This is a genomic window from Dactylosporangium cerinum, assembly GCF_042653625.1.
Taxonomy (GTDB): Bacteria; Actinomycetota; Actinomycetes; order Mycobacteriales; family Micromonosporaceae; genus Dactylosporangium; species Dactylosporangium cerinum.
Window position 1 is genome coordinate 25,928 of sequence record NZ_JBHSIU010000097.1, and the last position, 21,734, is coordinate 47,661.

Sequence of the window (21,734 nt, forward strand, 5' to 3'; positions counted from 1 at the left end):
ACGCCGGCAATGGCTCAGCCGACGTGGACCAGAGGGCGGCGCTCCGGGTCGCGCTCCGCCTCCCGCAGGACCTCGCGGGTGACGGGCGCGATCTCGCCGTCGCCGAGGAAGAGGTACCGCAGCAGGTACACGACGGGGTTGCCCTCGGTCCAGTTGAAGTAGATGTGCGGCAGGTCGCCGGTGTCGTCGCGCAGGTGCAGCAGCAGCGCGGCGATCGCGTTGGCGATGGTGGGACTGTTCATCTTCAGGATGCGGTAGCCGTGCCGTTCCTCGCCGGTCACGTGCAGCGCCGCCTCGAAGTCGGACGGGTCGGCGACGGTGACCTCGAGGAACAGCGGCCAGGACCGGGCCGGGATGTGGTTGTGCTTGCGCTGCTCGAACTCCTTGTCCCGGTATTCGGCCTCGTCGCGGGCGTCGGGTTCGTTGGCGATGATGCGGATCTCGCCGGACTCGGCGGCCTCGTCGACGAAGCGTTGCGCGAGCGGGTCGAGGCGGACCTCGGTGACCCGCAGCTCGGTGACGCGCAGGATGCGTGACAGCAGCGAGGTGGCCACGATGGCGAGGATGAACAGCGAGGCGATCTTGACGCCGTCCGGCCGTTCGATGACGTTGTCCACGGTGGTGTACGCGAAGACGACCGTGACGACGGCGAACGCGATCGTCGTCTTGCGGTGACCACGGCGGCGGGCCGACATCGTGACCGCGACCGCGGCGGAGGTGATCAGGACCAGCACGCCGGTGGCGTAGGCACCGCCCTGCGCGTTCACGTCCGCCGCGAAGATGACCGTGATCAGGAACGCCGTCAGGGTGAACACGACGACCAGCGGGCGCACCGCCCGGGTCCACTTCGGCGCCATGCCGTAGCGCGGGAGGTACTGCGGCACCAGGTTCAGCAGCCCGGCCATCGCCGACGCGCCGGCGAACCACAGGATGAGCACGGTGCTGATGTCGTACACCGTGCCGAAGCCGTTGCCCAGGTAGGAATGGGCCAGGTAGGCCAGCGCCCGGCCGTAGGCCTTGCCGCCCTCCTCGAACTCCGGTTGCGGGATGAGCAGCGTGGTGACGAAGCTGCTGGCCACCAGGAACACGCTCATGATCACGGCGGCGGTGGTCAGGAGCCGGTGCGCGCCCCGGATCCGCCCGCGTGGCTCCTGCGGGTCGTCGCCGGGGTCTCCCTTGATCAGCGGCATTACCGCGACGCCGGTCTCGAACCCGGACAGGCCGAGCGCGAGCTTCGGGAAGACCAGCAGGGCGACGAGGGCGATGCCGAACAGGTCGGGATGCTCGGAGCTGAGCAGCGCCCGCCAGTCGGCGACCACGTGCGGGTGCGCCGCGACGTGCTGCAGCGCCACCGCGACGACGACCGCATTGAGGGCCAGGTACACCACGACGATCCCGACGGCGATCCCGATGGCCTCCTTGAACCCGCGGAGGAACACGCTGCCGAGCAGCGCGATCAGGATCAGGGTCACGACGACCTGCTCGCCGTGCAAGGCCTCGGGCACGTACGGGTTTTCCAGCACGTGCGCGGTGGCGTCGGCAGCGGACAGGGTGATCGTGATGATGAAGTCGGTGGCGGCGAAGCCCAGCAGTGCCAGGACGAACAGCTTGCCGGTCCAGCGGGGCAGGATCCGCTCCAGCATGGCGATGGAGCCCTGCCCGTGCGGGCTCTCCCGGGCCACCCGCCGGTACACCGGCAACGCGCCGAGCAGCGTCAGCAGCACCAGGATCAGGGTCGCGAGGGGTGAGACGGCGCCGGCGGCGAGGGCGGCGATGCCCGGCTGATAGCCCAGGGTGGAGAAGTAGTCCAGGCCGGTGAGGCACATCACCTGCCACCACGGCCGCTGGTGCGCGGTGCCCGGTTTGGCGTGCGGGCCGCCGGACTGCTCGGCATTGAGGTCCGTCAGCAGCCACCGCCGGAGCCGGCGCCGGGTGGTCTGCTGTTGTGCCGGCTGCCCCACTGCTGTTCCCTTCACCGTCCACGTTGCCGAGACCATCCTCACCCGGCTCGCACCGGCGGGTGTGCCGGCGGGCGTTAAGAACGCGACAAGATCCGGGCCGGCGGCCGAAGGAGACGGATGGATCGAGCGGTTCGGGCCCGCGGGTCGCTACGCTGTGCTACGGCGGAATCGGATTGCGGGATGGTGTATGCGGTGACGAGGGAGAAGAGCCGGATCCGGCGATTGCTGCCCCTGCTGCTGCTCGTGGTGTTCGTCGCCTGGATCATCGTCGTCATCGTGCTCATTGCGGCGCAGCCGGGCCTCGGCACCGACGCCCTCCGGGGTTGACCGCAGCCGCACAATGCTTGTTGCTCAGCCGCGCGGCAGTCGCGCGGAGATGAAGGGTGGTGTCAGCACATGGTGCAGCGCAAGGGATGGCAACTGCCGAGTATCCGCCTGCTGTCCACCACCCCGGCGGCCCAACCCGCGGTGACGCCGCCGCGCGAGGGCCCGGCGGTGGTCGACTGCGCGCTGTACAGCGCCGGCATCCGGCAGCCCGGCGAACGGACCGTGAAGGAACTCCTCGAAGCGGCCCAGACCACCGCGGACGCATTCGTGTGGATCGGGCTGCACGAGCCGACCGAGGCGGAGATGGCCGAGGTCGCCGAGGTCTTCGACCTGCATCCCCTCGCGGTCGAGGACGCGCTGTCCGATGAGCAGGGCCCGAAACTGGAGCGGTACGAGGACACGATGTTCCTCGTCGTGCGGGCCGCCAGTTATGTGGAGCACACCGAACTCACCGAGACCAGCGAGGTCGTCGAGACCGGCTCGGTGCGGATGTTCGTCGGGGAGAAGTTCGTCGTCACCGTCCGTCACGGATCCATCGGTGGCCTCAAGGCGGTCCGCGCCGACCTGGAGGCTCACCAGGATCTGTTGACGCAGGGCCCGTGGGCGGTCGTCCACGCGATCTGCGACCGGGTCGTCGACGTCTACCTGCAGATCGCCGCGGCGTTCCAGCGGGACCTGGACTTCGTCGAGACCCAGGTGCTGCGGCGCGAGGCCGGCAGCACGATCGGGCAGATCTACCAGCTCAAGCGGGAGCTGGTGGAGTTCCGTGGCGCGGTGCTGCCGCTGCAGCAGCCGCTGACCACGATCCTGGACCACCGCACCCTCAAACTGACCAAGGAGATCCGCCGGTACTTCCGCGACGTCAACGACCACAACAACCGGGTCGTGGACCGCATCGCCGGCTACGACGACCTGCTCAACTCGCTGCTGCAGGCCCGCCTGGCCCAGGTCACCGTCGACCAGAACAACGACATGCGAAAGATCGCCTCATGGGCGGCGATGGCGGCGCTGCAGACCGCGTTCGCCGGCATCTACGGCATGAACTTCAAGTACATGCCCGAGCTCGAGTGGCGCTACGGCTACCCCGGCCTGCTCATCATCATGCTCATCACCACCGTGCTGCTGTACCGGTACCTGCGTCGAGCGGGCTGGCTCTGACCCGCGCGGGTTACACGTCGATGTGGGAGCCCATGATGACGGTGCGGTCGCGGGGGAGTCCGAAGCCTTCGGCCGCGTCGGCGGTGATGTGGGAGGTGGCGATGAACAGGCGTTTGCGCCACTGGGCCATCGTGGGTTCCTCGCCGCTGCGCAGCTCGATCTTGGACAGGAAGTACGAGGCCTGATCGAGGTCGAGCGGCCCTTCGGTCTGGTCCGGGTCCAAGGACTGGAGGGCGGCGGGGATGTCGGGGGTCTCGGTGTAGCCGTACCGGACGGTGAGGTGGATGACGCCGTCGTCGGCGTAGCCGAGGTGGTCGACGGTGGTCCGTTCGGCGGCGGCGATACGAGGCACGGGTTCGGTCTCGACGGACATGATGACGACGTGCTGGTGGCGGATGTGGTTGTGTTCGACGTTGGCCCGAAGCGCCAGCGGAGCGGTCTGCGCGCCACGGTTGAGGAACACGGCCGTGCCGTGCACGGTGCTGGTCGGCAGCGTCCCGTCGGCGAGTTCGGCGACGAACTCGGTCAGGGATCCTTCGTGCCGCTGGCGTTCGGCGGTGACGATCGCCCGGCCCCGCTGCCAGGTGGTCATGACGGTGAACGCGGTCAGGCCGATGAGCAGGGGCAGCCACGCGCCGTGCAGGAGTTTGGTCAGGTTGGCAGCGACGAACAACCCGTCGATGAGCAGCAGCACGGACGCGCCGGTGGCGAGCAGCCACGTGGGTGTGCCCCAGCGGAGCCGCGCGACGTAGAAGAACAGCAGGGTGGTGATGGTGATCGTGCAGATGACCGCCATGCCGAACGCGAACGCCAGCGCCGCTGAGGTGCGGAACGCGAAGACAAGGGTGAGGACGGAGATCATCAGCAGCCAGTTGATCCACGGGACGTAGATCTGCCCGATGGTGGACGCCGAGGTGTGCGCGATCCGCAGCCGCGGCAGGTAGCCGAGCCGGGCCGCCTGCGCCGCGACCGAGAACGCGCCGGTGATCACGGCCTGGGAGGCGATGACGGTGGCGGCGGTGGCCAGCAACACAATCGGCCAGCGGGCCCATTCCGGTGCGAGCAGGAAGAAGGGGCTGCTGATGGTCGTGGGATCGTCCAGGACCAACGCGCCCTGCCCGAGATAGCTGAGGACGCAGGCGGGGAAGACCAGGATCATCCAGGCGCGGGTGATCGAGCGTCGCCCGAAGTGGCCCATGTCGGCGTAGAGGGCCTCGGCGCCGGTGACCGCGAGGACGATCGCGGCGAGGGCGAAGAACGCGATGCCGAAGTTGCCGGCCAGGAACTCAAGGGCGTAGGTCGGCGACAACGCCTTGAGGATGGCCGGGTGCCGGGCGATGCCGGCGACTCCGCACGCGCCGATGGCCAGGAACCAGGCGATCATCACCGGTCCGAAGACCCGTCCGACGGCGGCGGTGCCGCGCCGCTGCACCATGAAGAGCACCACGATGATCGCCGCGGTGATCGGCACGATCAGGTCCTCGAGGGACGGCTGGACGACCTTGAGCCCCTCCACCGCGGACAGCACGGAGATCGCCGGGGTGATCATGCTGTCGCCGAAGAACAACGCCGCGCCGAAGATGCCCAACGCCGCCAGCGCGCCGGCCGTGCGGCGACCGCGCGGTGCGTTCCACCGGCGCAGCAGCGTGATCAACGCCATGATGCCGCCTTCGCCGTCGTTGTCGGCGCGCATCGCCAGCAGCACGTACGTGACGGTCACGATGATCGTCACCGACCAGAAGATCAGGGACACGACACCGAACACGTTGTCGGTGGTGAGCGGCACCGGATGCGGGTCGGCGGGGCTGAACACGGTTTGCAGCGTGTAGATCGGGCTGGTGCCGATGTCGCCGAACACCACCCCGAGCGCACCGACGATGACCGCCAGGCGCACCACCTCGCGCCCACCGATCCCGCCACCGTCACCATGCAGTGCGGCAGGTTCACCCTCAGTGTGCTGCTGGCTGGTCACGATGCCATCCCTACGCCGCAAAGGTAATGATCATCTCGCAATCAGCACAATACCGGGCCGGACTGGGGACGACGCATCGGATCGGCGCCGCCGATCCAGACACCGGTCCGGGCGGGCAAGCGGCTACAAGGGCCGTCGAGCTCAGTGCTTCCGACGTGCGTGTCGCACGGCCACCACGGTCAGTGCGAACGTGACGACACCCAGCAGAGCCATCGCCCACCAGTCGGAGGCCGCGCCGATGACGAAGAGCGCGAGTCCGAGCACCACTCCGGCGGTCGGAACGGCAGTGTGATCATGGGACTGAAATCCGCGGAACCGTTCGGCGAACGCGGGATCGGTCGCGTAGAGGTTCCGCTCGATCTCAGAGAGCTTGTGCTGTTCGTCTCCAGGCAGCATTTCGCCAATCCTTCGGGCGACGTCGAGGCGTAGGCCGGGATCGCGAGCAGCGCCACCGGCACATCACGGACACCGTCGCACCCGCGTTGCGGCCCGCCAAGGTCCCGATACGAAATCAGTACGTCCTCGCCGGTCGGCGATTCGGCCGCAGCACGGAAGGCGTATGGATTTCGTCAAGCCGTCTTGAGCGCTGCGGGGCTACCGGGTCCGATGGGGGAGGGCGGCCTCCGCGTGGAGGCGGTGTGCCACAAAGCCGCGTGTGGCCGAGGGCGGCTGCCCAAAGCCGGCCGCGGGAGACAATGCGGGCGTGGATGGTGACGAGACCGGTGCCCCCGCGCCGCGTGGAAGCCGGCTCGGGGTGGCGGTCGCCGTGCTGGGCCTGGCAGTTGTCACAGCGACGCTGGTCCCGTTGCGCGGTGACGTGTCGCTTGCCAGCGTGTCGCTGCTGTACCTCGTGCCGGTCGTCGCCGCCGCGGTTGCCGGTGGGGTGTGGCCAGCGCTGCTCGGCGCGGTCGGCGCCGATCTGCTGGTCAACTTCTTCTTCGTCGCGCCGTACCGCACGCTGACCGTCGACAGCCCCGGCAACGCGATCGTGCTGGTCGTGTACGTGCTGGTCGCCGCGACCGTCGCGGTCGCCGTGGACATTGCCGCCCGGCAGCGGGCCGCCGCGACCCGGCGGGCGGTGGAGGCGCGGCTGCTCGCCCAGATCAGCGCTGCACCCGCTGCCGCAGGGTCGCTGGCGCAGTTGCTGGAGCAGGTGCGGCTCGCGTACCGGATGCGGGCCGTCGCCCTTCTCCGCGGCGACGAGACCGTCGAGCTGGCCGGCGGTCCGCCGGACGGCGGGCCGGTGCTGCACGTGCCTGCCGGGCCCGGGTTCAGGCTCACCGCGTGGGGACGGGCCGTCTCGGCCGAGGACCGCCGGACCCTGACCCGCCTCGCCGCTGCCGCGTTCCGCCTCTCCGAGAACCAGCGGCTCGCCGACGAGGCAGCCCGCGCCCGCGAGCTGGCCGAGATCGACCGGCTCCGCTCCGCGCTGCTCAACGCCATCGGCCACGACCTGCGTACCCCTCTCGCGGGGATCAAGGCAGCGGTGTCGAGCCTGCGCCAGCCCGACGTCGACTGGGCGCCACAGGATCAGGCCGAGCTGCTGGCAACCGTCGAGGAGTCCACCGACCGGCTCGTCTCCGTGCTGGAGAACCTGCTCTCCCTCAGCCGACTCCAGGCCGGGGTCCTTTCCGCCGTTGTCCAGCCCGTCGCGCTGGACGCGGTCGCCGCCGAGGCACTGATGCACCTGCCGGACCGGGACAGGGTCGACTTCGACGTGCCCGACGACCTGCCGCTCGGCCTCGCCGACCCCGGGCTGCTGGAGCGGGTGCTGGCGAACCTGCTGGTCAACGCGGTGACGGCCAGCGCGCCCGACGGCCGGGTCCGGATCAGCGGCGAGGTTGCCGGCGCGTGGCTGTGGCTGCGCGTCGTCGACCACGGCCCCGGCCTGCCGGCGCACGGTCGGGAGCGGATGTTCGAACCGTTCCAGCGGCTGCACGACCGGGGCGGCGGCCTCGGGCTGGGACTGGCGATCGCCCGTGGTTTCACCGAGGCCATGGGTGGCACGCTGACCCCGTCCGACACCGCGGGCGGCGGTCTCACCATGACCGTCGCCGTCCCGGCCGCCGGCGGAGAATCCTGATCGCTCAGCTGACGACGACGGTGGGCCGCCGGCTCGGATCCGGTTCGGCCTCCTGGAGCAGGTGCCTGGTGAGCAGGACGGTCTGGCCGGTGCCGAGCAGGAGGAACTGCAACCACTGCGCCAGCGGGTGCCGGTCCGGCCAGCAGAAATGCACGGAGGGCGTCAGGCCGGTCAGGTCGCGCAGGTGCAGCAGCACGGCGGCGATGGCGTCGGCGACGTCCCAGGACTCCGTGCGCAGCACCGTCCGCCCGTCGTGGCGTCGCGCCGTGACGGTCAACGTGGCGATGTGCCTGGCGTCGCAGGGCGCGGCGACCTCGAGCACCAGCGCGGCTCCGAGGTCGGGTGGCGGGACCGTGATCGGGGGCCCGCCGCCGGGGTCGGGTTCGCAGGCGAAGAGCCGCAGCCTGCCGTCGTCGGCCGCCTCGTCGACGAGGCACGCCGCCGCCGCGTCCAGGCGCACACCCGGCAGTTGCGGGGCGTAGATCCGGCAGAGCCGCGCACCGACCCAGACGACCAGCAGCAGGGCGAGCGTGCCGCCGGCCACCACCATCTGCACGGCTCAGCCCGCCGGGCGCGGCCGGCAGGTGGCCTCCAGCCGCAGCGTGATGGTGGTCCACAGGCCGACGTGGATCCGGGTGCCGTGTCCGACCGGGATGGGCACGTCGACGGGGATCGGTTCGTACACGCCGTTGACGGCGGTGCCGCCGAGCGAACCGGGCTCCAACAGCGTCCAGCCGCCCGGCCGGGCCAGGAGCAGCGCGTGCAGCCGGGAAACCCCCGGGTCGTGCGGCCAGCCGCCGAGGTCGACCTCCGGCCTGGGTCGCAGTGTGTTGCCCCGCCTGCCGATCCAGATCTGCCGGCGGGTCAGGAGGAAACGGCGGGGCCGCCCGTCGACGGGGAACCGGGCCCGGGATGATCGGACCCCGGTCGCGGCGTAGAACTCGTGGTCGGGTTCGGCGGTGACGGTCCAGCCCGCGAGCGGCGCCCCGGCGGGTCCGGGGCCGTCGGCGGTCCGAGGTGTCGGCATGTCAGTGTCCGCTGTGGTCGGCGTCGCGGGACAGCAGGTCGGTGAGCGACTCGCGGCGCACCAGCGTGTGGGTCTGCCCGCCGGCGACGCTGAGCAGGGCCGGGCGGCCGACGAGATGGTAGTTGGAGGCGCGGGAGTGGTGGTAGGCGCCGGTGCCGGCGACGGCGAGGAGGTCGCCGGGGTGCACGTCGGCGGGCAGTTGCAGGGTGGGCACGACCACGTCGTCGACGTCGTTGTGCCGCCCGACGACGGTGGCCGGTTCCAGGTCGGCGCGGCTGGCGCGGCCGATGAGCGCGGCGGTGTGCGCGCCGCCGCACAGGGCCGCCGTGGGGCAGTCGGTCATGCCGCCGTCGACGGCGACGACGCGGCGGCCGTCCTGCCCCCGGATGACGGACATGATGCGGTACAGGGTGAGCCCGGCCCGGGACACGACCGCCCGTCCCGGTGACACGGTCAGCGCGAGTTCCGGGAGTCCGTGCCGGTCGAGCTCCAGGTGCAGCACCGCGCGGATGCGACCGGCGAACGCGTCGAGGGCGAAACCGAGATCTGCGCCGGAGTAGGCGACCGCGTGACCGCCGCCGAGGTTGAGCTGCGACACGTCGACGCCGTGGCGGGCGTGCACGGCGGCGCAGAACTCGACGATGCGGCGCACCTCCCGCTCGTACACGCTGAACCGGCTGACCTGGTGGCCGACGGAGCAGTCGAACCCGACGAGCCGAAGACCCGGCTGGCCGGCGATGCGGGCGACCGCCGTCTCGGCCTCGCCGGTGCCGATCCGGGGTCCGAACCGGTGGTCGGACGTGCCGGCCGGCTCGGGTCCGGCGAGCACGCGCAGCAGCACCCGCTGCCCTTGCGGGGCGGTCGCGGCCAGCCGGGTGACCTCGGACAGGGACTCCACGACGATCGTGCCGACCCCGGCGGCGTACGCGGCGTCGAGGTCCTCCGGTGTCTTCGCGCTGCCGTAGAGCGTCACGCGGTCCATGGGGAAGCCGGCCGCCTGCGCGACCCGCAGCTCGCCGGCGGACCCGACGTACAGGCCCAGCCCCTCCTCGCCGATCCAGCGGGCGAGGCCGACGCTCAAGAGGGCCTTCGCCGTGTAGCTGACCCGGCCGGCACCGAACGCGGCGAGGTACTGCCGGCAGCGCAGTCGCACGTCGGCCTCGTCGATGACGTACGTCGGTGCGCCGTGGGAGGCTGCGAGTTCGGTCAGGCTGACGCCGCCGACGACCAGGTCGCCGTGGGCAGCCCAGCGTGCGTCCGCCGGCCAGACGTCGCAGTTGAGCGACGGCGGCAGCGATGAGCGCAGCGACGGGATGATGTCGGCGAGGGTCATCGGGCGGCCCTCCGCAGCGAGCGGGCGTGGGGTGCCCGGAAGGTGACGGCCGTCCCCGCCGGGTGCCACGGCAGCGGCGGGCAGGGCAGGTCCGGTGCGGGGGTCAGGTCCGCCTGGCGGACGACGAGGTGGGTGGTGGTGCTGACCGCGCCGCCGTCGGTCCGCATGGCGGTGAGCAACCGGTCCAGCGCGATCAGGTCGGGGCAGTGCACCTGGACCGCGAGGTCGATGTCGCCGATGACGTGCCAGGCGGCGACGACACCGTCGGTGCCGCTGAGGAACCGCTCGAACGGGACCGGACTCGGGTCACCGAGCCGGACGAACACCAACGCTTGCAACGGGTCGTTCCTGGTCATGCCATCCACGCTGGCACCGCGGGCCGGGTGGGCCAAGACCTCCATACGCAATCCCTACGCACCTTGACGGTTCCCATATGCGGACGGTCACGGCTGGAAGCGGTAGCCCATACCGGGTTCGGTGAGCAGATGCCGCGGCCTGGCCGGGTCGTCCTCGAGCTTGCGCCGCAGCTGGGCGACGAACTGGCGCAGGTAGTGCACCTCGTTGACGTAGGTGGGGCCCCAGACGTGCTGGAGGAGCTCGCGGTGGCCGATCAGCCGGCCGGGGTTGTGCACGAGCAGTTCCAGCAGCCGCCATTCGGTGCGGGTCAGATGCTGGCGCCCGGTGTCGTCATCGCGGGCGTCGCGGGTGGTCAGATCGATGGTGTACCGGCCGATGCGGACCTGGGCCGGTTCGCCGGCGGTGCCGTGGCGGCGGGTGATCGCGCGGAGCCGGGCGAGGAGCTCGTCGATGTTGAACGGTTTGGTGACGTAGTCGTCGGCGCCGGCGTCCAGGGCGTCAATCTTGTCGGTGCTGCTGCGGCGCCCGGACAGCACGATGACGGGAACGGGTGTCCAGGCGCGCAGCGCCCGGATGACCTGGACGCCGTCGATGTCGGGCAGGCCGAGGTCGAGCACGACGACGTCGGGATGTTCGGTCTCGACGGCGGCGATGGCCTGCGTGCCGTCGGCGGCGGAGACGACGTCGTAGTGGCGGGCCTGCAGGTTGATCCGCAGGGCGCGCAGGATCTGCGGTTCGTCATCGACGATGAGGACGCGGGTCATATGGTGCCTTCCGCCGTGCTGTGGTCCGTGCTGTGGTCATGGTGGAACTCGTCGAGCCGTTTGAGCAGCACCGGATCGGCGTTCTCGTCGGGGGACGGCGGGCGCCGGTGTTCGTCGAGTTCCACGGTGCGCAGGGTGAGGGTCATGGTGAGGCCGCCGCCGGGGGTGTTCTCCGGTTCGAGCCGCCCGCCCATGGCTTCGGCGAGGCCGCGGGACAGGGCGAGACCGAGGCCGACGCCGGTGGTGTTGTCGCGGTCGCCGAGGCGCTGGAACGGCTGGAAGATCCGGTCCCGGTCGGCGGCGGGCACACCGGGGCCGTGGTCGATGACGCGGACCTCGACGAGGCCGGCATGCTCGCTGACGCTGATCAGCGGCGGCTGCTCGGCGGGGCTGTACCGCAGGGCGTTGGCGAGGACGTTGACGAGGATGCGTTCCAGCAGGGTCGGGTCGGCGTACACCTCAGGCAGCTCGTCCGGGATGCTGACGCGCACGCCGGCGGCGGTGTCGCCGAGGTCGTCGATGCTTCGGGGCAGCGCCTCACCCACGCTGATCGGCTGTGGGTGCATGCCGAGCGCCCCGGCCTGCAGGCGGCTCATGTCGAGGAGGTTCTCGACCAGCCGGTTGAGCTTGTCCAGGGATTCCTCGGCGGTGGCCAGCAGCTCGGACTGGTCGTCGGCGGAGAAGTCGACGTCGGGGCTGCGGAGGCTCCCCACGGCGGCCTTCGCGGACGCCAGGGGGGTGCGCAGGTCGTGGCTGACGGCGGACAGCAGCGCGGTGCGCAGCTTGTCGACCTCGGCGAGGTTGCCGGCCGCGGCGGCCTGTTCCGACAGCCGTTGCTGGCGCAGCGCGATGGCGGCGTGGGCGGCGAACGCCTCGATGAGGCGGCGGTCGGCGGCGGCGAGGGTCGGGCCGCGCAGGACGAGGGACAGGTCGTCGTCGATCGGGACCTCGGTCTGTCCGTCGGCGGGTGAGGTGCACGGCTGGCCGCCGACGCTCGCGGCGATCTGCCAGGTGTCCGCATCTGAGCGAGGTTCGGCGTCGTCGGTGCGGCGTTGCAGCAGGGTGACGCTGGTCAGGCCGAACGACTCGCGGACGCGTTCGAGCAGTGCGGTCAGCGGCTGGTCGCCATGCAGGACGCTGCCGGCGAGCGTGGACAGGGTCTGTGCCTCGGCCCGGGCCGTGGCGGCCTCTCTGGTCCGTCTGGCGGCGAGGTCGACGACCGTGGACACGGCGACGGCGACCAGGACGAACGCCAGGAGCGCGAACAGGTTCTCCCGTTCGGCGACGGTGAAGCGGTGCAGCGGCGGGGTGAAGTAGTAGTTGAGCAGCAGGAAGCTGCCGACGGCGGCGAGCAGCGCCGGCCACAGCCCGCCGACGAGGGCGACGGCGACGGTCAGCATCAGGAAGGCGAGGATGTCGCTGGGCAGTGAGATGTCCGCCTGCACCGCGTTGAGCCCGACCGTCAGCAGCGGCAGCCCGAGCACGGCGAGCGCGACCCCCGCCAGCCGCCGGCCCAGGGTGAGCCCGCCGCCGGTCGCGATGCGGAGCCGGCCGCGTCTGGCCTGCTCGTGGGTGACCAGGTGGACGTCGATGGAGCCGGACTCGGCGGTGGCGGTCACGCCGACGCCGGGGGACAGGATCTGCGCCAGCCGGTTGCGGCGGCTGGCACCGAGGACGAGCTGGGTGGCGTTGACGCCGCGGGCGAAGTCGAGCAGCGCGCTCGGGACGTCGTTGCCGACGACCTGGTGGTAGGTGCCGCCGAGGGTCTCGACCAGGACGCGTTGTCGGGAGAGGTTCGCGGGGTCGGCGCCGGCGAGGCCGTCGGCGCGGATGACGTGGACCGCGAGGAGGTCGGCGGCCTTGGTCCGGGCGGCGACCCGGGCGGCCCGCCGGACGAGGGTGTCGCCTTCGGGGCCGCCGGTGAGGGCGACGACGACCCGTTCGCGGGTCTCCCAGGTGGCCTCGATGCCGTGCTGGGCCCGATAGCGGTCGAGCTGGTCGTCGACCTTGTCGGCGAGCCACAACAATGCCAGTTCGCGCAGGGCGGTGAGGTTGCCGACGCGGAAGTAGTTGCCGAGAGCGGCGTTGACCTTCTCGGCCCGGTAGATGTTGCCGTGCGCCATCCGCCGGCGCAGCGCCTCGGGGGTCATGTCGACGAGCTCGATCTGCTCGGCGCGGCGGACGACGGCGTCGGGGACGGTCTCGCGCTGCGGCACGCCGGTGATCTGTTCCACGACGTCGTTGAGCGACTCGAGGTGCTGGATGTTGACGGTGGTGAGCACGGTGATGCCGGCGTCGAGGAGCTCCTCGATGTCGTGGAACCGTTTGGGGTGGCGGCTGCCGGGGACGTTGGTGTGGGCGAGCTCGTCGACGACGACGACCTCGGGACGGCGGGCCAGGACCGCGTCGAGGTCCATCTCGGTGAACTCCGCGCCCCGGTAGGTCATCGGCTTCCGTGCGACGATCTCCAGCCCGGAGAGCATCGCCTCGGTGAACGGCCGGCCGTGCGTCTCGACGAACCCCACGACGACGTCGGTGCCGCGCTGCTGACGGCGGCGGCCTTCTTCGAGCATCTTGTAGGTCTTGCCGACGCCGGGCGCGGCGCCGAGGTACACCCGCAGTTGTCCGCGCGCCATGGTCGCACCGTACTTTCTGCAAAGGCCGGCCCGCCGCTGGATGGGCGGCGGGCCGGCACGGTTCAGCCGCGGACCGGATGCGCGGCGTCGAGGGCCAGGTTCAGCTGCAGGACGTTGACGCCGGGTTCGCCGACGAACCCGAGCACCCGCCCGGTGGTGTACTTGTCGACGAGCTTCTGTGCGTCCGCCGGCGACATGCCGCGGGCGCCCGCTACCCGGTTCACCTGCAGCCGCGCGTACGCGACGCTGATGTGCGGGTCAAGGCCGCTGCCGCTGGCGGTGACCGCGTCGGCCGGGACCGCCGACCGGTCCGGAGCGTCGCCCCGGATCGGCGTGACGACGCCCTTACTGTAGTCCTCGCCGAACACGGCGAGCTCGACCTTGACGCCCTCGTAGGTGGCGAGGAACGGCTGGGTGTCGCCGGTCTCGTTGAGGCTCACCACGCGGGTGACCGGGCCCGTCGAGCCGTCGCGGTGGAACACGGCGAGGACCGCGCCGACGCCGTCGGGCGTGCAGTAGGGCCGGCTGCCGTCGACGCCCTCGAGCTCGCCGATGGCCTTGCTGCGGGAGCAGACCTGGGTGAGCAGGCTCTGCTTGCCCTCGTCCTCCTGGTCCGCCGGGTCGGCGAGGGTGTCGACGACGTTCTCCGGACCCAGGTTGCTGGCCGACGTGGACTTGGGGTTGTACCCGTCGCCGGCGGCGGAGGGGCGGGACTGGAAGTACTGCTTGAGCGGGTTGCCGTCGGCGTCGGTGAAGGACTGCCCGATGAGGCGGCTGCCGACGGTCTTGCCGTCCTTGTCGATGAAGGAGCCGTCGGCCCGGCCGGACAGGCCCGGTATCTGACCGATCCCGACCATGAGCAGCGGGTACACGATCCCGAGCAGGACGGTGAGGACGAACAGGGCGCGGAACGCGGCGATGTGCTGGCTGAGCCAGGCTGGCAGGCGCATCAGGAGATCCCCGGGATGAACTGGATGATGAGGTCGATGGCTTTGATGCCGATGAACGGCACGATGACGCCGCCGACGCCGTAGACGAGCAGGTTGCGGCGCAGCATCGACGCGGCGGAGCCGGGCCGGTACTGCACCCCGCGCAGGGCGAGGGGGATGAGGGCGACGATGACGATGGCGTTGAAGATGACCGCGGACAGGATCGCCGAGGTCGGTGAGTCCAGCCGCATGATGTTGAGCTTGTCGAGGCCGGGGTAGATCGCGGCGAACATGGCCGGGATGATCGCGAAGTACTTGGCGATGTCGTTGGCGATCGAGAACGTGGTGAGGGCGCCGCGGGTGATGAGCAGTTGCTTGCCGATCTCGACGATCTCGATGAGTTTCGTCGGGTCGGAGTCGAGGTCGACCATGTTGCCGGCCTCTTTGGCGGCGCTGGTGCCGGTGTTCATGGCCACGCCGACGTCGGCCTGGGCGAGCGCCGGGGCGTCGTTGGTGCCGTCGCCGGTCATCGCGACGAGCTTGCCGCCCTCCTGCTCGCGCTTGATGAGGGCCATCTTGTCTTCCGGGGTGGCCTCGGCGAGGAAGTCGTCGACGCCGGCCTCCTTGGCGATGGCCGCCGCCGTCAGCGGGTTGTCGCCCGTGATCATGACGGTGCGGATGCCCATCCGGCGCATCTCGTCGAAGCGTTCCCGCATGCCCTGCTTGACGACGTCCTTCAGGTGGATGACGCCGAGGGCGCGGGCCGGTCCGGCGCCGACGCGTTCGGCGACGACGAGCGGCGTGCCGCCCGCCCCGGAGATGGCGTCGACGATCTCGCCGACGTCGGTGGTCGGGTGCCCGCCGTTGTCACGGACCCATTTCATGACCGCGGTCGCAGCACCCTTGCGGACCTGCCGGTCGCCGACATCCACGCCGGACATCCGGGTCTGCGCCGTGAACGGCACCCAGGTGGCGCCGCCGAGTTCGCCGGGCGTGCGCTCCCGCAGGCCGTGTGCCGTCTTCGCGTACACCACGACGCTGCGGCCCTCGGGGGTCTCGTCGGCGAGGCTGGACAGCTGCGCGGCGTCGGCCAGGTCCTCGGGGCTCACGCCGGTGACGGTGAGGAACTCGCCGGCCTGCCGGTTGCCGAGGGTGATCGTGCCGGTCTTGTCCAGCAGCAGCGTGTTGACGTCGCCGGCGGCCTCGACGGCCCGGCCGGACATGGCCAGGACGTTGCGTTGCACGAGGCGGTCCATGCCGGCGATGCCGATCGCGGACAGCAGCGCCCCGATCGTGGTCGGGATGAGGCACACCAGCAGCGACACGAGCACGATGCCGGTGACGCCGTTGCCGTCCAGCGCGAGGCTGTCCGGTGCGAACGCCTGCACCCCCTTGGAGTAGATCGCCAGGGGCTGCAGCGTCGCGACGGCGAGCAGGAAGATGATCGTCAGCGACGCGAGCAGGATGTTGAGGGCGATCTCGTTCGGCGTCTTCTGCCGGTTGGCGCCTTCCACGAGCGCGATCATCCGGTCGATGAAGCTCTCGCCCGGCTTCTGCGTGATCTTCACGACGATCCGGTCGGACAGCACCTTCGTGCCGCCGGTGACGGCGCTGCGGTCGCCGCCGGACTCGCGGATGACCGGCGCGGACTCACCGGTGATCGCGGACTCGTCGACGGAGGCGATGCCCTCGACGACGTCACCGTCGCCGGGGATGACCTGGCCCGCCTCGACCACCACGATGTCGCCGAGCTGCAGGGCCGCCGCGGCCACCGACTCCTCGCGGAGGTCGACCTGACCGGGCTTCCAACCGGTCAGCCGCCGGGCCAGGGTGTCGGTCTTGGCCCGGCGCAGCGTCTCCGCCTGGGCCTTGCCGCGCCCCTCGGCGACGGCCTCGGCGAGGTTGGCGAACACCACGGTCAGCCACAGCCAGGCGGTGATCAGCCAGGCGAACACGCTCGGGTGCAGGACCGCGAGGACGGTGGTGAAGATCGAGCCGATCTCCACGATGAACATGACCGGGTTGCGCCACAGCGTGGCCGGGTTGAGCTTGCGCAGCGCGTCCGGGGTGGACTTCCACAGCTGCTTGGGGTCGAGCAGGCCGCCGGCGACCCGGCGGGGGGAGGGGGCGGTCATGTCTTTCCCTTGAGAGGTGGTCAGTGTGCTCATCGGACGCCCTCCGCGAGCGGTCCGAGCGCCAGGGCCGGCAGGTAGGTGAGGAGGACCACGACGACCGTGACCGCGACGACCATGCCGATGAACAGGGGTTGGTACGTCCGCAGCGTCCCGGCCGACTGCGGCACGGGCGTCTGGCGGGCGAGGGAGCCCGCGAGACCGAGGACCAGGATGATCGGCAGGAACCGGCCGATCAGCATGCACAGCCCGAGCGCGGTGTTGTAGAACGTCGTGTTGACCGAGATGCCGGCGAACGCGGAGCCGTTGTTGTTCGACGCCGACGTGAACGCGTACAACACCTCGGACAGGCCATGCGCGCCCGGATTGGCCATCGACGCCCGCGCGGTCGCCGAGCCCATCGCGATCGCGGTGCCGACCAGGACGAGCGCGGGCGTCGTCAGCAGGTACAGCGACGCGAACTTGATCTCCCTGGCGCCGATCTTCTTGCCCAGGTACTCAGGTGTCCGCCCGACCATCAGCCCGGCGACGAACACGGTGATGACGGCGAGGATGAGCATGCCGTAGAGCCCGGAACCGACACCACCGGGTGCCACCTCGCCGAGCATCATGTTCAGCATGGTGATCATGCCGCCGAGCGACGTGTACGAGTCGTGGAACGAGTTGACCGCACCCGTCGAGGTGAGCGTGGTGATCGCGCCGAAGGTCGCGGACTGGGAGACGCCGAAGCGGGTCTCGGTGCCCTCCGTGGCCGCGCCGACGGCGGTGGGGACCGTCCCGCCGTGCGCGAGCTGCAGGGCGTTGATCGCGATGACGCTGCCGATCGCGAGGATCGCCATGATGCCCGCGATGGCGAGACCCTGCCGCTTGTCGCCGACCATCCGGCCGAAGACCCGCGGGAGGCTGAACGGGATGAACAGGATCAGGAACAGCTGCAGCCAGTTGGTCCAGCCGGTCGGGTTCTCGAACGGGTGGGCGCTGTTGGCGTTGTAGAACCCGCCGCCGTTGGTGCCGAGTTCCTTGATGACCTCCTGGCTGGCCACCGGGCCGCCGGTGATGCTCTGAGTGGCACCGGCGAGGGTGGTGACGTCGGTGCCGGCGCTGAGGTTCTGCACCATGCCACCGGCGATGAACAGGGTCGCGCCGATCACCGCGACCGGCAGCAGGATCCTGGTGCAGATGCGGACCAGGTCGACCCAGAAGTTGCCGACCTCGTTGGTCTTCGACCGGGCGAACCCGCGCACCAGGGCCACCGCCACCGCGATGCCGACCGCGGCGGAGGTGAAGTTCTGCACCGCCAGACCGGCCATCTGCACCAGGTGACCCATGGTCGACTCACCCGAGTAGGACTGCCAGTTGGTGTTCGTCACGAAGCTGACCGCCGTGTTCCACGCCTGGTCCGGCTTGACCGGAGGGAAGCCGAGCGCCAGATACAGGTGGTTCTGGACCCGCTGGAACAGGTACAGCGCGAGGATCGAGATGGCGGAGAACGCCAGGACGCTGCGGGCGTAGACGCCCCAGGACTGCTCGCCGCCGGGATTCACCCCGACGACCCGGTATACGAGGCGCTCGGCGCGGGAGTGCCGGTCGGAGGTCAACGTCCGGTGCATGTAGTCGCCGAAGGGCTTGTACACCAGCACCAGGGCGATGAGCAGCGAGGCGATGAAGATGACGCCCGCCGTGGTGGAGCTCATCAGAACTTCTCCGGGAAGAGTAGGGCCGTCACCAGGAATGCCGTGAGGGCGACCGCGAGGATGAGGCCGACGAGGTTCTCGGCGTTCACAGCCGCTCCACCGCCCGCACCGCAAGGCCGAGGATCGCGAACGCCGCGATCGTCAGCAGCACGAACCACAGGTCAGCCACGAGGGATCTCCTCCTTGTAGGAACTTTGTCAACAGCGCGGCATCCGGCCGCATCCGAAGTGAAGCCCCACGTGCCTGCCCTGCCCAGGTGCGTTGATGAAATCCATACGTGCCTCACCCGCACCTTGACGCTTTCTTAACACCGACCCACCCGGACGGAACCCTGTCGGCGGTGATCGCGACGGCGTTGCGCCGATTCGTCGAACTGGAGGAGGGACGGCACCACCGGCGTCCGGCCCCACTGCCATTTCGCCTGGGCCGAGGGCAGCTCGCTGTTCCACACGCGGACGCGGCCGAGGCGGAGCGGCTGACCAGTGCCTGGCTGGAGCGGCTCATGCGGCTGAAGCTCGGCCACGCCGACGGCCGCGTCAGCGACGACCTGTACGCCGCGGGTCTGGCGGCGGCCCGCACCGGGCTACGCGACGGCACAGCGGTCCTCGTCACCGGCGGCGACGCCGACTACGTCGTCGCCCTCGCGGCGGCGATCATCGGCGACCCGGTCCCCGGCGACCCGACGGCCGTGGCCGCCGCCCGGCGCGCCGCCGCGCTGCTGGAGACCGTGGTCCGGCTGAAACTGCGCCGCGAGTCGGGAGAACTCGACGAGGAGCAGGAGCGAGCCGCGATGGCCGAGGCCGGCCGCGCGATCCAGAAGGAGGCCGACCGCCTCGGTTGACCGCGCGAGCCAAACCGCGCGTTCACCGCCAGGGCAGCACCTCGCCGTGGCGGACCAGCTCGCCGTAGTGCGCCGGGTTGACGGGGCCGAGCGCCAGGTCGAGCAGGGCCACCGCGGCCTGCTCCGGGCTCGGGGCGCCGCTGACGTCCCACCACGCCCCCGACGTCGGCGTGTTGATCATTCCGGGGCAGACCGCGGCGAGCAGGATGCCACGCTCCAGGTCTGCCGATCGTCGTCCGGCCGCCACGGTACGGACGGCAGCCACCTGGGCGATCTTCGACGGGATGTTCAGGAACTCCGGCCACGCCGCTGTCACGGCGGTTCCGTCGCGGACCGCGTCGCGCCACCGCAGCGCCTGCGCGTCGACCTCGTCCAGGTCGGCCAGGTCGTCGAAGCGGTCGTGCAGCGCCGGGGCCAGATACCGCAGGCTGCCGAACGTGCTCGCCACGACGATCATCCGGCCACCGTCGCGCAGGAGCGGCAGGAACGCGCGCAGCACCCCGGTCGTGCCGAGGTTGTTGACCGCGACGTACTGCTCGATCACCGCGGCGGGCGGGTCGGCCGGCCCGGTCTTCATGACGGCGTTGTTGAACACGATGTCGATGCCGCCGTGCTGCTGCCGGATCTGCTCGGCGACCCGCTGCGCCGCGCCGGGATCCGCGACGTCGAGCACCTCCCCGCTGACGCCGAGTTCCTTCGCCGACGCCGCGACCCTGTCGGCGTCCCGGCCGGTCAGGTAGACGGTGTCCCGTGCGGTGAAGCGCTGTGCGAGGCCCTGCACGAGGGCGCGGCCGAGGCCCTGGGTGGCGCCGGTGACCAGGGCGACCCTGGGCGTGCTGTCCGTTGTCATGCGGGCAACGCTAGGAACGTCACGGCCATGCGGCCAACGAACATTACGCAACCCTGGTATGAGTAGATGTCATGAGCTTCGCGGACGTGTCCATCGTCGGGCTGCGCGTGTTCCGGGCCGTCGCGGAGCGCGGGACCCTCACCGCCGCGGCCGGCGCGCTCGGCTACACCCAGTCCGCGGTGTCCCGGCAGGTCGCGTCGGTGGAACGGGCCGCCGGCGCCCGGCTGCTCGAACGCCGGCACGACGGGGTGCACCTGACCCCCGCCGGACAGCTCGTGCTGCGCCGGGCGGTGACCGTTCTGGATCAGCTCGACGCCACCGCCCGCGAACTCGCCGGCCTGCCGGACGGGGCCGGCACGGTCCGGCTCGGCTGGTTCACCTCCGCGGGTGCCGTCCTCGTGCCGCAGGCCCTCGCGGCGCTGCGCCGCAGCCATCCCGCGGTGACCGTGGTGAGCCGGGAGGGCAGCACGCCGTCGCTGGTGCGGGCCCTGCGCGCGGGGACCCTCGACCTGGCGCTGCTCGCCGCGGCCCCACCGTTCCGCCCGCCGGACGGCTCGCCGGCGCTGGTGCTGACCACCCTCGCCGAGCGCGGCCTGCGCGTCGCCGTGCCCGCCGGGCACCCCCTGGCCCGCGCGACCGCCGTCGACGTCGCCGACCTGCACGGCCTGCCGTGGATCGCGAGCCGTTCCCAGGCCGACGAACGCCTCCTGGGCGTGTGGCCCGGCCTCGACGAACGCGCCGAGATCGCCCACACCGCCCGCGACTGGCTCGCCAAGCTCCACCTCGTCGCCGCCGGCTGCGGCGTGACGACGGTGCCGGCATCCCTGGTCTCGGCCGTTCCCGCCGGGGTGCGGGTCCTGACCGTCCGCGACGGCCCGCAGGAGCAGCGCCGGCTGCTGCTCGCGCACCTGCCGCACCCCCTGTCGGATCCGGCCGTGCACCTCGCCGCCGCTCTACGCGCCGCCGCCGTCGCGTGATCGGACGGCCGGCACCCTGATGGCTCGCGGTGGTCGATGACGCGGTGCTCAACGAGTTTCCGCGCCCGGTTCAACACCACCCTGCACGTCGTCGCAGCCCGGGACCGGCCGTCTACCGGAGCGTGACGACCGACACGTGTCCGCTTGTTGCGGGGGGCGCGCGGGGTTGGTTCGGCGGGTGCACAATCTGGATCGCACACGTCACGACGCGCGGCAGTGCGCGGATCGGGCGACGGGGTTTGGAGTAGCCGGTGCGCGGTCAGTCGCTGGTCGGCAGGGTCGGCGTGGTGGTCACCGCGGTGCGCGGGGGTGATCGGCCCGGCGAGGTCCGGGTCGTGGTCCAGGGCACCCCGCATCACTACCTCGCCTATGCCGCCGAGCCGCTGCCGCCCGGCACTCAGGTGCTCGTCATTCATTTCCGCGGTACGCGTCAGGTGGACGTCGAACCGTGGTCGCCGATGCCCGGGGACCACACCATCACCACTGGCTGAGAGAGGCCAACCCGATGTTCGGTTATCGTGTTCCCGCCCCGAACGAGGCCCTGCTGATCAGCGGCAGGAAGCAGCGGGGGGCAGACGCACTACCGTTCAAGATCGTCACTGGGCACGGCACGTTCGTCGTGCCGGTGTTTTCCAAGGCCACCCGGCTGACCCTGGCGATGCAGGAGGCTGAGGTCGAGGAGGACTGTTACAC

The 21,734-nt window shown here is 71.0% G+C and carries 20 protein-coding genes and 1 pseudogene; 7 read left to right on the top strand and 14 right to left on the bottom strand.

What is annotated here, in order from left to right:
• Positions 1 to 14: 14 nt before the first annotated feature.
• The gene (locus ACFPIJ_RS51830; protein WP_465252350.1) at positions 15 to 1,976 is read right to left on the bottom strand and encodes an APC family permease; all 1,962 of its coding nucleotides are present in this window, start codon (positions 1,974 to 1,976) and stop codon (positions 15 to 17) included.
• 177 nt (positions 1,977 to 2,153) lie between these two features.
• On the opposite strand from ACFPIJ_RS51830, the gene ACFPIJ_RS51835 reads away from it, so the two are divergent.
• Complete coding sequence (locus tag ACFPIJ_RS51835) at positions 2,154 to 2,288, top strand: hypothetical protein (RefSeq protein ID WP_380126917.1); 135 nt, start codon at positions 2,154 to 2,156, stop codon at positions 2,286 to 2,288.
• A 69-nt stretch (positions 2,289 to 2,357) separates the two neighbouring features.
• Entirely contained in the window at positions 2,358 to 3,446 is a 1,089-nt protein-coding gene (gene corA, locus ACFPIJ_RS51840) for a magnesium/cobalt transporter CorA (protein ID WP_380126918.1), read from the top strand.
• A 10-nt stretch (positions 3,447 to 3,456) separates the two neighbouring features.
• Here the strand turns inward: corA and ACFPIJ_RS51845 are convergent, their stop codons facing one another.
• Together ACFPIJ_RS51845 and ACFPIJ_RS51850 are read right to left on the bottom strand one after the other, a co-directional pair.
• A complete protein-coding gene (locus ACFPIJ_RS51845; protein WP_380126919.1) occupies positions 3,457 to 5,418 on the bottom strand; it encodes a potassium transporter Kup in 1,962 nt (653 codons plus the stop codon).
• A 141-nt stretch (positions 5,419 to 5,559) separates the two neighbouring features.
• A complete protein-coding gene (locus ACFPIJ_RS51850; protein WP_380126920.1) occupies positions 5,560 to 5,814 on the bottom strand; it encodes a DUF3040 domain-containing protein in 255 nt (84 codons plus the stop codon).
• A gap of 307 nt (positions 5,815 to 6,121) precedes the next feature.
• Here ACFPIJ_RS51850 and ACFPIJ_RS51855 point away from each other — a divergent pair, with 307 nt between their 5' ends.
• Positions 6,122 to 7,501, top strand: coding sequence for a sensor histidine kinase (locus ACFPIJ_RS51855; RefSeq protein ID WP_380126922.1), 1,380 nt, complete (start codon positions 6,122 to 6,124; stop codon positions 7,499 to 7,501).
• Between the two features lie 4 nt (positions 7,502 to 7,505).
• Here ACFPIJ_RS51855 and ACFPIJ_RS51860 read toward each other — a convergent pair whose 3' ends face one another.
• The 10 genes from ACFPIJ_RS51860 to kdpF form a co-directional block, all read right to left on the bottom strand.
• Positions 7,506 to 8,057: a hypothetical protein gene (locus ACFPIJ_RS51860; protein ID WP_380126923.1), complete on the bottom strand. Its 552-nt coding sequence runs from the start codon at positions 8,055 to 8,057 to the stop codon at positions 7,506 to 7,508.
• 3 nt (positions 8,058 to 8,060) lie between these two features.
• A complete protein-coding gene (locus tag ACFPIJ_RS51865; RefSeq protein ID WP_380126924.1) occupies positions 8,061 to 8,528 on the bottom strand; it encodes an FHA domain-containing protein in 468 nt (155 codons plus the stop codon).
• Between the two features lies 1 nt (position 8,529).
• The gene (locus ACFPIJ_RS51870; protein WP_380126925.1) at positions 8,530 to 9,861 is read right to left on the bottom strand and encodes a diaminopimelate decarboxylase family protein; all 1,332 of its coding nucleotides are present in this window, start codon (positions 9,859 to 9,861) and stop codon (positions 8,530 to 8,532) included.
• Positions 9,858 to 10,217: an Lrp/AsnC ligand binding domain-containing protein gene (locus ACFPIJ_RS51875; RefSeq protein ID WP_380126926.1), complete on the bottom strand. Its 360-nt coding sequence runs from the start codon at positions 10,215 to 10,217 to the stop codon at positions 9,858 to 9,860. Before ACFPIJ_RS51875 ends, ACFPIJ_RS51870 begins: the two co-directional genes overlap by 4 nt.
• An 87-nt stretch (positions 10,218 to 10,304) precedes the next feature.
• Positions 10,305 to 10,982 (bottom strand): response regulator, encoded by a 678-nt coding sequence (locus ACFPIJ_RS51880; protein WP_380126928.1) that lies wholly within the window; start codon positions 10,980 to 10,982, stop codon positions 10,305 to 10,307.
• The gene (locus ACFPIJ_RS51885; RefSeq protein ID WP_380126929.1) at positions 10,979 to 13,618 is read right to left on the bottom strand and encodes a sensor histidine kinase; all 2,640 of its coding nucleotides are present in this window, start codon (positions 13,616 to 13,618) and stop codon (positions 10,979 to 10,981) included. The genes ACFPIJ_RS51880 and ACFPIJ_RS51885 overlap by 4 nt, the downstream gene beginning before the upstream one ends.
• A 62-nt stretch (positions 13,619 to 13,680) precedes the next feature.
• On the bottom strand, positions 13,681 to 14,568 hold the full coding sequence (locus ACFPIJ_RS51890; protein WP_380126930.1) for a potassium-transporting ATPase subunit C: 888 nt from the start codon (positions 14,566 to 14,568) through the stop codon (positions 13,681 to 13,683).
• Positions 14,568 to 16,682 carry a potassium-transporting ATPase subunit KdpB gene (gene kdpB / locus ACFPIJ_RS51895; protein WP_380126931.1) on the bottom strand — a complete coding sequence of 705 codons (2,115 nt, stop codon included), beginning with the start codon at positions 16,680 to 16,682 and terminating at the stop codon, positions 14,568 to 14,570. The genes ACFPIJ_RS51890 and kdpB overlap by 1 nt, the downstream gene beginning before the upstream one ends.
• 29 nt (positions 16,683 to 16,711) lie before the next feature.
• On the bottom strand, positions 16,712 to 18,373 hold the full coding sequence (gene kdpA / locus ACFPIJ_RS51900; protein ID WP_380126932.1) for a potassium-transporting ATPase subunit KdpA: 1,662 nt from the start codon (positions 18,371 to 18,373) through the stop codon (positions 16,712 to 16,714).
• Positions 18,373 to 18,462, bottom strand: a complete 90-nt coding sequence (kdpF, locus tag ACFPIJ_RS51905) for a K(+)-transporting ATPase subunit F (protein WP_327001080.1) — start codon at positions 18,460 to 18,462, stop codon at positions 18,373 to 18,375. Before kdpF ends, kdpA begins: the two co-directional genes overlap by 1 nt.
• 251 nt (positions 18,463 to 18,713) lie before the next feature.
• On the opposite strand from kdpF, the gene ACFPIJ_RS51910 reads away from it, so the two are divergent.
• On the top strand, positions 18,714 to 19,214 hold the full coding sequence (locus ACFPIJ_RS51910) for a hypothetical protein (protein WP_380126933.1): 501 nt from the start codon (positions 18,714 to 18,716) through the stop codon (positions 19,212 to 19,214).
• 22 nt (positions 19,215 to 19,236) lie between these two features.
• Here the strand turns inward: ACFPIJ_RS51910 and ACFPIJ_RS51915 are convergent, their stop codons facing one another.
• Complete coding sequence (locus ACFPIJ_RS51915; protein ID WP_380126934.1) at positions 19,237 to 20,064, bottom strand: SDR family NAD(P)-dependent oxidoreductase; 828 nt, start codon at positions 20,062 to 20,064, stop codon at positions 19,237 to 19,239.
• 71 nt (positions 20,065 to 20,135) lie between these two features.
• On the opposite strand from ACFPIJ_RS51915, the gene ACFPIJ_RS51920 reads away from it, so the two are divergent.
• The 3 genes and pseudogenes from ACFPIJ_RS51920 to ACFPIJ_RS51930 all read left to right on the top strand — a co-directional run.
• The gene (locus tag ACFPIJ_RS51920) at positions 20,136 to 21,041 is read left to right on the top strand and encodes a LysR family transcriptional regulator (protein WP_380126936.1); all 906 of its coding nucleotides are present in this window, start codon (positions 20,136 to 20,138) and stop codon (positions 21,039 to 21,041) included.
• Between the two features lie 251 nt (positions 21,042 to 21,292).
• Positions 21,293 to 21,532: a hypothetical protein gene (locus tag ACFPIJ_RS51925; RefSeq protein ID WP_380126937.1), complete on the top strand. Its 240-nt coding sequence runs from the start codon at positions 21,293 to 21,295 to the stop codon at positions 21,530 to 21,532.
• Positions 21,490 to 21,734 (top strand): annotated as a pseudogene (locus ACFPIJ_RS51930) (hypothetical protein); the annotation flags it as partial. The gene ACFPIJ_RS51925 and the pseudogene ACFPIJ_RS51930, both read left to right, overlap by 43 nt.